Genomic DNA, 11,160 nt, shown 5'->3' with positions numbered 1-11,160 from the left:
GAAACTTGACCGTGAATAAAAACCCGAACATTAATTAAAAGGCGGGTCAATTCTCGGTGGAAAAACCGGGTCACTTCTCAGCGGCAATCAACAAATAGTCCGTTCCAGGCTCACCAGAGACCGATACAGTGACGCTGTCCTGTTCAAAAAAGGGACTCATCCACGCATCATCGCCAGCCGTAAAGCGATACTCGATGGGGTAAATGCACTCCGGATATTTTTCCAGCATCAGTTTTCGGACTTCCTTGACCGCCTCTTTGCCATGAGCGACAGGCACCGCATATTCAAGCTCGTGGAAGTTTGGCACATACTCGATCGGATAAATCTCCGAGCTGTATGCGACTTTTTCAAATCCCCGGCTCATGGGCGGCTGGTCGGTGATATCCATGATCTTCATTTCACAGACATCGGTTGTCTTTCCCGAGCGCGACGTTGAAGCCGTATCCGGAAGACAATAGCAATGACGGCTTTTTTCCGTCGGACACCAGAAGAAGCTGAAGTGCCGATGTTTGGAGGCAAGTTCGTCGTGCATGTCCATGCATACATCGAAATCCTCCCGCCAGAGCCTTTCATAGAGGTTATAGGAATCCATCAGTTGCAAGGTAATCTCGGAGATCACACCAAGCGTCCCAATTGAAACGCAGCTCGCACGTAAGATGTCCGGCGTGGTTTCGTCGACGGTCAGAATGTCACCATTTGGCTGAACAATCTTCATGCCGACAATCGACGAAGCGAGATTGGACAGTTTTGCGCCCGTGCCATGCGTGCCAGTTGTCAGCGCGCCGGCCAAAGCCTGACTGTCGATATCGCCCTGATTGACCATCGATAGACCATTGCTTTTGAGATATCGGCCAAGCTCATTGATCGTCGTACCGGCTGCTGCGGTAACCCGCTTGCGATCATGGTCCACATTTTTCACCCCTTTCATGCCCGAAAGAGTGAGCATAAGCCCGCTGGTAGCCACAACGGGCGTGAAGGAGTGACCAGACCCTGCACATCGGACATTCAATCCTTGCGACGTTGCGGAATTGACCATGTCGCAAAGTTCCGCCTCACTGGCAGGAGCGCCCATGGCGGAAGTCACACATGACTGATTGCCGACCCAATTGCGCCAGTGGCCACCTGCACTCATATTGCTCTGCTTTGACATTCTCGTTCCCATCTTTTTGCTTATTGCTGTTGTGGGCGTTCGGCGTCGCCAAAGCGACACGGCTTTGTCAGATGGCAGTGTAGCCATTATCCGCGAAGATATGCGCTCCATTGATGAAGCTCGCCTCATCGCTTGCAAGAAAAAGCGCTGCGGAAGCAACTTCAGATGGCAAGCAGAGCCGTCCTTGCGCAGTTTTGATGGCATCTTCCGAAACATCGACGCCAAAACTTTGCAGCACCGCCAATTCCTTGCGTCCGTGCGCCGTGGCGATGAAGCCGGGGCAGATCGCATTGCTGCGAATATTTCTGTCGCGAAACTCTACGGCAAGAGCACGTGCGAACATGTGGCAGGCCCCTTTGGTTGTGCAGTAAAGCACTTCCATGGGTGTTCCCACGACGCCTGAAATCGACGATGTTGAGATAATGCTACCGCCACCGGCGCTGATCATCGAAGGCAGTACAGCCTTTGAGACGAGGAACATGCTTTTCACATTGATCGCCATAAGGCGGTCCCATTCCGCTTCAGTCGTTTCGAGAAACGGACCTGCCGCCAATGTGCCTGCATGGTTCATCAAAACCGTAATCGGTCCGAACGCACCAATAATCTTCTCCACTGCCGAAGCGACTTGCCCGGCATCCGAAACATCGGCTGGCGCGAAGACCGCCTCTTGACCAGCTTCGTTAAGCTTTTTTGCAACATCTGCACCCGGGCTGGACGGCAAATCCACGATGCCGACCTTGGCCCCTTCCGCAGCGAAGAGTTCCGACGCTGCGAGACCACAGCCTCCGGCGCCACCCGTTATAAGCGCTACTTTTCCTGACAAACGACCAGCCATGTTTCCTCCTTCTGGATAAACTCCAACTATTTTCCCCAATCGGTCCGATACACCCGCCGAACTCTTGCTTTTGGTGCGAAGTCTAGAAATCATATCCGGATGCGTCGATATGCCGAAAGTTATACGGGAGGAGAAACCGTGTTTCCGCTGGATGCCAACGGACTGTCAGAGATAATCCGATCCATCGGAACAACCGGGCTCGGTCAGACACTCGACCAAACCATCAGTGGCCGGGTGCGATTCGACATGAGCTGCATTTTCCTGTTCAGCTTCAACAACACCCCGCTTTTTCTCCATGACGGCTATTGCAGTTCCGTGCCTCGCAAGACACTGGAAACCTATTTGCGGGGCGGTTATCTGCTTGATCCGTTCTATGTCGCCTCGATCAACGAACACACATCTGGCGTTTGGAGAATGGGCGAACTCGCGCCCGACAGCTTCTTCACATCGGAGTTTGTCATCGCAAAGGATATCCATCCTTGCGTTTCATCTGAAGCCGGCGCGCTCGTTGAGGAAATAGGCATTATCGTGCCGTTGCGTCATCGAACGGCGGCTGTTTATTCGCTTATGCGAAACCACGGAAGCAACCCGTTCACCGGTTCTGAACTCGATAATCTAAGACAGATTGAGCCGGTTGTTGCTGCGGCGATCTCAACCCACTGCCGCAGCAATGCGAGCTATATCAATCATGAATATGCAAAAGAGGATATTGAGGAGACGTTTCTTGGTGCATTCCAGGGGCAACTCACGCCTGCGCAGCAGTCAATCACAAAGCTGATCCTGCGCGGCCATAGCAATATCTCGATTTCACGTCATATGAATATCTCGGAAGGGACAGCCAAGATACATCGCCACAATATTTACAAGCGGCTATCCATATCGAGCCAGTCGGAGCTTTTCCAACTCTTCATCTCGCACTTGACCAAGATTGAGAGATGATGTGCTCATCATGTCGTTTGGGTCCTATTGCGTCTCCAAAGATAAATCATCTGGGCCGTCAGACCGACAATGAGAAGAACGAGAAGACTAGCCTGCGCACCCAAAAGAAGTGGAGAGTGGAGATCCGTCACCAGAGGATGTCCATCAGGGACACGACGGAGAATCTCACTGACAGTCGGCACCATGAGCAGGAACACCGTCAAACTCAGAAAAATAGTCTCCAGATATTTTCCCGCACGACCCAAAATCGCTATGTGACCGACGATATATCCCGCGCATAAGAGAACCAGCGTCGCCGCACCAATACCACTGCTGATCGGCTGTTTTGCGATGAGAAACACTGTACTGGCACCCACCACCATTGAAATGAAATAGAGGATGCCCGGCTTTGAACGCGGCACAATCCGGCCATGCCGGGCGAGCATATAAAAGGCCAAGGGTATGGCAGGCAAACTGCCCAAGGTATGCACCCACCCAAGCGAAGAAATACCAAACATTTCAAGCTCCTTTTCGCGGCTTGAGAGTGATTTCGGATCGGCATATCAATATTACCTACTAGTAGGTAGCCTAGAATGCTATACTGCAATTATACGAACTCCACCGCCCTGTGAGCTGAGTTTAGTCGCTGGAGATCAAACCGCTGACAATCGCCTCAATAACGGCTCCGTCACCAGAGGAAACATATTCGGATCACCATATGCTCTTGCCGACAGCATAGCCCCATGAACGGTCGCCATGAACGTTTCGGCCTCGATGTGTGGGGCTTCGTTCAAACGAACCTGCCCCTCCCGTGAACCACGTTCGAGCACAGAGGCAAGCCATGACGACAGCATTTTGAAGTAAGCCCGAACCTCTGGAACAATTTCCGCAGGAAGGACCGGCAACTCACTGGCAAGCAGAGCACAGATGCAAAAAGATGCGCTGGCATCTTTGATACAGACACCCCAATAGTGTGTATAAGCGCGCAGCTGCTCAAGCGGATCGGAAATACTGAGCTCAAGATTGGCAAATCCGGCTTCCGTATCCTCGTGATGGCGGGCAATCAGTGCCTTCACCAGATCCACCTTACTTGGATAGTGGTGATGTATACTAGCCTTACGGATGCCGACAACAGCTGCGATATCGGCATAGCTGAAGCCATTATATCCGCCCTCGATAATCAGAGATCGCGCGCAGTCCAGGATATCTTCGGAAGTGGTTGTCAAATTGCTCATGCGGCATATCTACCTACTAGTAGGTTTTGTGTCAATACGCAATCAATCAGGGACAGGTGGATTGATTGCAAAGAGCTGCAAACACGTATCATTTCCTGCCGGACAGAACGACGCAGAATGCTCCTCTAATTACTGCCTGAACGGGAGCGCTATCAGTTGATACGAGCACCACTGGACGGGTCGAATAGATGCACCCGTTCGCGTGCGATATCCAGACCAACCACCTCGCCCACGGCCAGCGGCATCTCGCTGTCGACGACAGCCGTCAGTTTCTCTGAGCCGACCTCCAGCACAACATGGGTTTGAGCGCCGGTTGGTTCAATCAGGCGCACTTTCGCTTGAATACCGCCGTCGCGCCGTACTTCCAGATGTTCAGGGCGCAACCCCAGCACAACCTTGCCACTCTTATCGATGTTGCTATTGGCCATGTCCAGTTTTGCACCATTTCCCAAGTGGATAGCGACGCCTGTTGAACCGCGCTCGACCGTCGCGTCAAGAAAGTTCATGGATGGCGAACCGATGAAGCCTGCGACAAAGATATTTGCAGGCTTCGTGTAGAGTTCCATGGGCGTCCCCTGTTGCTCGATCCGCCCCTTGTTCAACACCACAACTCTATCGGCCAATGTCATTGCTTCGATCTGATCATGCGTGACATAAATCGACGTGATCTTCACCTTCTGGTGCAGCTCCTTGATCTCGGCGCGCATCAGAACACGCAATTTTGCGTCCAGATTGGAGAGCGGCTCATCAAACAGAAAGACAGACGGCTTTCGCACAATAGCGCGCCCCATTGCGACGCGCTGTCGCTGACCTCCGGACAATTGGTGCGGCTTGCGGTCCAACAGCGTGGTGAGATCCAGCATCCGCGCCGCTTCACCTACCCTATCCCGAATTTCCGCTTTCGGACGACCTGCCAGTTGAAGATTGAACGCTATGTTGTCGAAGACAGACATATGCGGATAAAGCGCATAATTCTGGAAAACCATCGCAACATCGCGCTCGCTGGGATTTGCGCGGTTCACATTCCTATCGCCAATGTGCAGATCACCAGATGTAATTTGTTCAAGACCGGCAATCATGCGCAGCAACGTTGACTTGCCACATCCGGAAGGTCCGACAAGCGCAACGAATTCTGCATCCGCAATTGTCAGATCGATGCTTGGAATGACTTCCACATTGCCATATGTCTTGTGAATTGAACGAAGTTCGACCGAGGCCATCAATTCACCCTTTCTGCCGATGGGTTGGTGATGAGTGTCGGCCTGCGACGAGAACCGCAAGATCGGGCCGATCCGTCGTCAACTGGCCGATTGGCTTACTAAGCCAATATTCAAGCTCAGTTTCGGTGTTTGGTACCCAACATCCAAGCCTTGGCGTCCCAACTTCTGCCACGCATTGGTCCAATACGATCTCCAGCAAACTCTTCTCGAAAGCCAGAACCGTTGCAACATCATTGCCGCGCTTGAGCACCTTCTCAAATCCACCGAAGAACTCTGCCGAGCGTCGGTCAATCGACATCAACAACTGCTGGTCTGGAAATTTCATACGGACATCCTCCAGCACTTCCGGCACGAAGCACGTAAGAAAGACGCGATCCAGCATATTGCGCTCTTGTGCAAGTGCGATGATCTTTTCGGGCATACCAGGGTAAGGTCTTCCGCGTTCATCAATCTTGATCTCCAGCTCAAGCTCCAGCTTGGTGGGAGCGAAGACATCCAGAACCTCGGCCAAGGTAGGTATGGTTTGACCGCGACTATCGTTCAGGAGGGTTTTTCCAAGCGCCTCTGCACTTTGCGCTTGAACTGGTCCTCTGCCATTGGTGGTGCGATCGAGCAACGGGTCATGGATTACAACCGGCACCCCATCAGAACTCAAATGAACATCCAGTTCCACTGCGTCTACATCCAAGGCGAGCAGGTTCTGGAAACCGGCTAGGCTGTTTTCGGCCCACAGATTGCGCCCACCGCGATGGCCAATGATCTTCACCATTTTTGTATTCTCCAATTGTTTTCTATTTGCCGCTGTCCACGAGGCCCTTCACGAACCATCGCTGCATGATGAGGATCACCAACACCGGCGGAAGCATGGTCCAAAGCGAGGCGTTCATGAGAAGATGCCATGTCGGGAGACCATCCGACTGCGGCATAACCTGTTTCAAGCCCACAACGGCGGTCGCCATATTGGGGTCTGTCGTCATCAACAGCGGCCACAAATACTGGTTCCAGCCCATCAGGAAGAGAATGATCGACAATGCCACAATATTTGACCGTGACAACGGAAGCAGAATGCGGAAGAAGAATTGCATCGGCTTGGCGCCGTCAATTCGCGCTGCTTCACACAAATCGTCAGGAATAGTCAGAAAGAACTGCCTGAACAGAAATGTTGCAGTTGCGGAGGCGATGATCGGCAGGATCAGCCCGGGATAGGTGTTCACCATGTTCCAGTTCAACTCGACTGAGACACCGAGCCACGCGAAGATGATATTCAACGGCAGCGCCATATTGGCTGCGGATTCATATGTTGGGACAATGCGCACCTCAATCGGCAGCATCATTGATATGAATATCAGCCAGAAGGCGGTCATTCGGAACGGAAAGCGGAAATAGGTAACGGCAAAAGCGGCAAGCACAGACAGTACCAGCTTACCGATGGTGATGCCGAGGGCCACGATAACCGTGTTCAACAAAAGCTGTCCGAAATTGATGGTTGTCAGAACTTCGAGCGAATTGACCAGAAACTGATCGCCCGGCAACCAACTCATCGGAACCTTCAATACGTCCTGCTGACTCAAGGAACCCGTGACCACCACGAAGTAAAGTGGCAAACAAACCAGCACGATTCCTACTATGAGAACCGCATGGCAAACTGCATCCAGAATCGGTGTGCGTTCATTCATGATTTACACCGCATAATTGACGCGCCGTTCGACCAGACGAAACTGCGCGAATGTGAGGGCAAGAGCGAGTATCATCAGAATGACTGACTGCGCAGCAGACGATCCCATATCCAGATTGACGAAACCATCCTGATAGACCTTATAGACGAGGATCGAAGTCGCCCCGGCCGGGCCGCCTTGTGTGGTGGCATCAACAATCGCAAATGTGTCAAACAGACCGTAGACGAAGTTGATTACAATCAGGAAGAACAGCGTGGGCGCGATCATCGGCAGGGAAATTCGCTGGAAACGACGAATTGGCCCGGCACCGTCAATGGCAGCAGATTCCAGGATCGAGCGCGGCACAGCCAAAAGTGCAGCTACAAGAAAAATATAGTTGTAGCAGATGTGCTTCCACGACGCCGCAAGGATGATGAGGATCATCGCATCGTTGGAGTTTTTCGTGGGGTCCCAACCGATACCCAGCATATGCAGCATTTGTGCGATTGGTCCGACACGTGTGTTGAACAGAAATGCCAACATAATGCCTGCAACTGCGGGAGCGATTGCATAGGGAAGCAGCAGGATCGTGCGATAGGCGCCACGCGCACGAATGACATGGTTGGTCGCAAAAGCAAACAGCAAGGCAACTGAAAGCGTGATTGCGTTCTGTGCCAACGTGAACCAGAGCGTCATTTTGGCCGACATCCAGTAGGACGGGCTGGCGAGCAATGCCGCAAAGTTCGAGAAGCCAACCCATTGCACCGAGCCACCAAACGGATCATTGAGCTGAAACGCCTGAATGAGTGCTCTGAATGACGGAATGAAGAAGAAGAACAGCAAGACGAGCATTTGTGGCGCCAGCAATAGGACTGGCGTTTTCCATTCTCGAAAATGCGCGCGCTTCAGGCCGCTTTCCTGCCGCTCCCCCAAAGGGGAGCGCAGACGGAAAGCACCTCCACCTTGTGCTTTCATTGCTTTATTTTCCTGCGCTCAGCTTTTCAAAGCGACGAAGCACTTCGTTGCCGCGGGTGACAGCGGAATCCAACGCTTCCTGTGCCGGCTTCTGCCCCAATGAGGCAGCCATCACTTCTTCCATAATAAAGATGTTGGCCTGATTGGAATTTCCGAAACGGAAGCCCAGCGAATTATCGGAGTTCGGCTTGCGCATAAGCTGTTCAATCGCAATGGCACGGGTGGGATGCTGCTCGAAATAGCCTTCGCTTTTCAACGCCTCATAGGCTGTCGTCGTAACAGGAACATAACCGGTGTTTTTGCTCCACCACACCTGAGTTTCCGGCTTTGCTAGAAAATCAAAGAATGCGGCAGCGCCTTTATATTCGTCATCGGAATGTCCCTTCATTGCCCACAAAGCGCCGCCGCCGATAACGCTGTTATGTGCGGTACGGTCTTTTTCATGAGGCAGAAATGTTGCGCTCCACGGAAACTGCGCGGAAGCTTCAACGGCAGCATGAGACGCGGTCGATGCAATAATCGTCGAACAGGTGCCAGACGTGAACAGCTGAACCGGCTGAATTCCCTGCCCCGCAATTTCCATCACCCCACTCGAAACGAGATCATGCATACGCTCCACTTGGCGGGTCAGAGACTTGTTGAAAACAAACTCGGTATCGATACCGTCAATGCCATTGCGTTTTGTGCCATAGGGGTAGTCATTTACCGCCGCGTAGTTTTCGAGGAAACTCCACTCATAGTCGCCCGGCAGAGACATTGCGCATTTCGAAACGCCCTTGTCGTGGATCGCATGAAGTTGTTGCGTCAACTCATCCCAGTTATCGGCAGGCTTTTCAAAACCTGCCGCCTTGAAATGATCCTGATTGTACCAGAGGATTGGCGTTGACGAATTGAATGGCAGTGCCTGCAGCTTGCCCTTGTCGGTGTAATAAGCAGCAACCGGCGCAATTACCGTGCTCCAGTCGATGGTGTAACCTTCCTTGGCCATCAGATCGGCGACAGGTATAATCGCTGATGAGTTCAGCATGGTCAAAAATGCGCGCTCATTGGTTTGCACGATGACCGGCGCGCGCTTTGCGCGATAGGCTGCAATCATCGCATTGATGAGTTCTTCATATTTGCCCTTATTGACCGGGACAATCTCATACTCATCCTGAGATTCATTGAACTTCTTCGAAAGTTCATTCACGCGATCATTGAGCACGCCTCCCATTGCGTGCCAGAATTCGATCTGCGTTTTTGCCTCAGCTGTTATGCTGGATAGCATCGAACAGCCCAGCATCAAGGAAGCTACTAAAAGACGCTTCATCGTTTCCTCCCATCTCGATCAAGTGCTTTTAATGTGAGCATACGCTCCGACAAGCGTTTGTCCAGCCCATAATTTGAAACAGCCCGATGATTACGTATTATCACCATTTATATGCATATCTCCATGTCGTCGCGCAAAGGGATATTGCTCTTCCGGGCGCGCCGTGTTTATCATACGCTCACATATCAATCATTTTCTCATGAGTCGTGCGATGGACATTACCCCAATCAACCCTTCGTCACTCGCCTTTGATCTGGTCATTTTTGACTGTGACGGCGTGTTGGTAGACAGCGAAATCATCAGCTGCGGCGCAGTTGCCGATGTGCTGAGCAGACACGGCGTACCAACGGATCTCGATCATGCCTTGCGCACTTTCCTGGGACGCCCGGCATCGGCGGTGACGGATGCCTTCACTGAACAAACGAACAAGCCACTCCCCGACACATTTGTTTCAAGCTGGCGAGAGTATCTTTTTGCGCGCTTCGATCAGGAGCTTGTCGCCGTCGAAGGAATCCGCTCCGCAATCGAAGCCATCCCGCTGCCCCGCTGCGTGGCGTCATCTAGCGATGAGGAACGACTTCAGATATCATTGGGGCAGACAGGTCTGCTTCCACTTTTCGAAGGCAATATCTTCAGTACAACGATGGTTAAAAACGGCAAGCCCGCTCCGGACCTCTTTCTTTATGCGGCCAGACAGATGGGCGTGTCGGCCCCACGATGCGTCGTTATCGAAGACAGCCCCAGCGGCGTGAAAGCCGCCAAGGCTGCGGGCATGACGGCTGTCGGATTTACCGGTGGGAGCCATTATTCGGTACTGGACAATACTGAAACATTGCGTAATGCCGGAGCGGATCACATTTTAACCCATGCTGCCGACCTGCCTTCCTTACTAAGAGATATTTCCGCCGATGGCCGATAACGACAAACCCAGACTCGACGATGCCGCAAGAGCGGGTTGGCTTTATTATATTGCTGGCAAGACCCAGGACGAGATCGCCCAGATGCTGGGCGTTTCACGCCCAACGGCACAGCGATTTGTTTCGCAATGCCGATCCGAAGGGCTGATTACCTTTCGGATGAACCACCCAATTGCAAATTGCATGGAACTTGCAGGGAAGCTGTCGGAGAAATTTGACCTGGCTTACTGTGATGTCGTCCCTTCGGAAGGAACCTGGCCAGAAGGCTCGACGACAGTTCCTGAGGCGGCGGCTGTCTTCATCGAGCGTCAATTGCGATCCAGAACTGCAATTGTGATGGCGCTTGGCACCGGCCGCACCATGCGTGCCACCGTCCAGCGCGTTTCTCCGCTCAATGGCTCTGTCCATCGTCTGGTATCGCTGGTGGGGCATATCGGTATTGACGGATCGGCAAGTCCCTTCGATGCGCTGATCAAGCTTTCGGAAACAGTCAGCGCACAGCATTACCCGCTTCTCTTGCCGCTCTATCTTTCTTCTGTAGAAGAAAGGGATGCCTTGCTAGCGATTGAACCAGTGCGGCGCGTCCACGAACTGGCATCAACCGCCGATCTTTGGCTGACAGGCATTAGTGATCTGGCTGCGGATTCACCACTTGCAAAAGAGGGTTTTCTCAGCCGCGATGAGCTTTTTGAGCTCAACAGGCTCGGCGGCGTTGGCGAAATTTGCGGCTGGGCATTTGATATTGACGGGAAGATCGTCAACGGCGCCACAAATCTGCGGATCACCAGCGTCGCACCGCAGATCAATGTCAGCAGACAGCGCATTTGCGTGGCGTCTGGCGCGCGCAAAGTGCAACCATTGCTGTCGGCGCTGCGTGGCCAAATCATCAACGGACTTATTACCGACGAAGAGACCGCGATGAAGCTATTGGACTGATTTCCCGACT

Annotated in this window: 11 protein-coding genes and 1 pseudogene; 3 read left to right on the top strand and 9 right to left on the bottom strand. The window is 52.6% G+C overall.

Annotated elements, in window-relative coordinates; translation table 11 throughout:
* Positions 1 to 94: 94 nt before the first annotated feature.
* Positions 95 to 1,132, bottom strand: a pseudogene (locus FGI60_RS07550) (FAD-binding protein); the annotation flags it as partial.
* A gap of 85 nt (positions 1,133 to 1,217) precedes the next feature.
* On the bottom strand, positions 1,218 to 1,985 hold the full coding sequence (locus FGI60_RS07545) for an SDR family NAD(P)-dependent oxidoreductase (RefSeq protein ID WP_138784630.1): 768 nt from the start codon (positions 1,983 to 1,985) through the stop codon (positions 1,218 to 1,220).
* Between the two features lie 138 nt (positions 1,986 to 2,123).
* Between FGI60_RS07545 and FGI60_RS07540 the strand changes: the two genes are divergently transcribed.
* Entirely contained in the window at positions 2,124 to 2,924 is an 801-nt protein-coding gene (locus FGI60_RS07540; RefSeq protein WP_138784629.1) for a helix-turn-helix transcriptional regulator, read from the top strand.
* Between the two features lie 8 nt (positions 2,925 to 2,932).
* Here FGI60_RS07540 and FGI60_RS07535 read toward each other — a convergent pair whose 3' ends face one another.
* The 7 genes from FGI60_RS07535 to FGI60_RS07505 all read right to left on the bottom strand — a co-directional run bounded on the left by FGI60_RS07535 (position 2,933) and on the right by FGI60_RS07505 (position 9,297).
* Positions 2,933 to 3,421: a hypothetical protein gene (locus FGI60_RS07535; protein WP_138784628.1), complete on the bottom strand. Its 489-nt coding sequence runs from the start codon at positions 3,419 to 3,421 to the stop codon at positions 2,933 to 2,935.
* 135 nt (positions 3,422 to 3,556) lie between these two features.
* On the bottom strand, positions 3,557 to 4,138 hold the full coding sequence (locus FGI60_RS07530) for a TetR/AcrR family transcriptional regulator (protein ID WP_138784627.1): 582 nt from the start codon (positions 4,136 to 4,138) through the stop codon (positions 3,557 to 3,559).
* A gap of 152 nt (positions 4,139 to 4,290) precedes the next feature.
* Entirely contained in the window at positions 4,291 to 5,358 is a 1,068-nt protein-coding gene (locus tag FGI60_RS07525) for an ABC transporter ATP-binding protein (RefSeq protein ID WP_138784626.1), read from the bottom strand.
* Between the two features lie 4 nt (positions 5,359 to 5,362).
* Entirely contained in the window at positions 5,363 to 6,127 is a 765-nt protein-coding gene (locus tag FGI60_RS07520; protein ID WP_138784625.1) for a glycerophosphodiester phosphodiesterase family protein, read from the bottom strand.
* A 22-nt stretch (positions 6,128 to 6,149) separates the two neighbouring features.
* Positions 6,150 to 7,034: a sn-glycerol-3-phosphate ABC transporter permease UgpE gene (gene ugpE, locus FGI60_RS07515; RefSeq protein ID WP_138784624.1), complete on the bottom strand. Its 885-nt coding sequence runs from the start codon at positions 7,032 to 7,034 to the stop codon at positions 6,150 to 6,152.
* A gap of 3 nt (positions 7,035 to 7,037) precedes the next feature.
* Positions 7,038 to 7,988, bottom strand: coding sequence for an ABC transporter permease subunit (locus FGI60_RS07510; protein WP_138784623.1), 951 nt, complete (start codon positions 7,986 to 7,988; stop codon positions 7,038 to 7,040).
* 4 nt (positions 7,989 to 7,992) lie between these two features.
* Positions 7,993 to 9,297 (bottom strand): extracellular solute-binding protein, encoded by a 1,305-nt coding sequence (locus tag FGI60_RS07505; RefSeq protein WP_138784622.1) that lies wholly within the window; start codon positions 9,295 to 9,297, stop codon positions 7,993 to 7,995.
* 211 nt (positions 9,298 to 9,508) lie between these two features.
* Between FGI60_RS07505 and FGI60_RS07500 the strand changes: the two genes are divergently transcribed.
* Together FGI60_RS07500 and FGI60_RS07495 are read left to right on the top strand one after the other, a co-directional pair.
* Positions 9,509 to 10,216, top strand: a complete 708-nt coding sequence (locus FGI60_RS07500; RefSeq protein WP_138784621.1) for an HAD family hydrolase — start codon at positions 9,509 to 9,511, stop codon at positions 10,214 to 10,216.
* A complete protein-coding gene (locus FGI60_RS07495) occupies positions 10,206 to 11,150 on the top strand; it encodes a sugar-binding transcriptional regulator (protein ID WP_078337301.1) in 945 nt (314 codons plus the stop codon). Before FGI60_RS07500 ends, FGI60_RS07495 begins: the two co-directional genes overlap by 11 nt.
* Positions 11,151 to 11,160: the final 10 nt, after the last annotated feature.

The organism is Brucella haematophila (assembly GCF_005938105.1).
GTDB lineage: Bacteria > Pseudomonadota > Alphaproteobacteria > Rhizobiales > Rhizobiaceae > Brucella > Brucella haematophila.
Note: the sequence above shows the minus strand (reverse complement) of the source record. Positions and strands in the feature narration are given on the sequence as shown.